The following is a 290-nucleotide window of genomic DNA, read 5'->3' as shown; positions in this document are numbered from 1 at the left end:
TGGGCCCGGTCCTCGTCGTCGGCATCGTGCTGGCCGCCCTCAACCTGCGGCCCGCCATCACCAGCCTCGGCGCCCTCTTCGAGGAGGTCCGCACCGGCCTCGGCATGAGCGGGACCGTCGCCGGACTGATCACCTCCGTCCCGGCGCTGTGCTTCGCCGTCTTCGGCATCACCGCGCCGCGGCTCTCCCGCCGCTTCGGCCCCGCCGCGGTCGTCTGCGCCGGCATGGCCGCCGTCGCCGCCGGTCTGCTGATCCGCCCCTTCACCTCCGGCGCGGCGAGCTTCCTGGCC

General features: G+C 75.5%; 1 pseudogene. It reads left to right on the top strand.

Annotation, left to right across the window (positions count from 1 at the left end):
- Positions 1–290: pseudogene (locus EF918_RS36575) on the top strand (MFS transporter); the annotation flags it as partial.

The organism is Streptomyces sp. WAC06614 (assembly GCF_003949795.1).
Classification (GTDB): Bacteria; Actinomycetota; Actinomycetes; order Streptomycetales; family Streptomycetaceae; genus Streptomyces.
The sequence above is the reverse complement of the archived record's forward strand: the minus strand, read 5'-3'. Positions and strand labels throughout refer to the sequence as shown.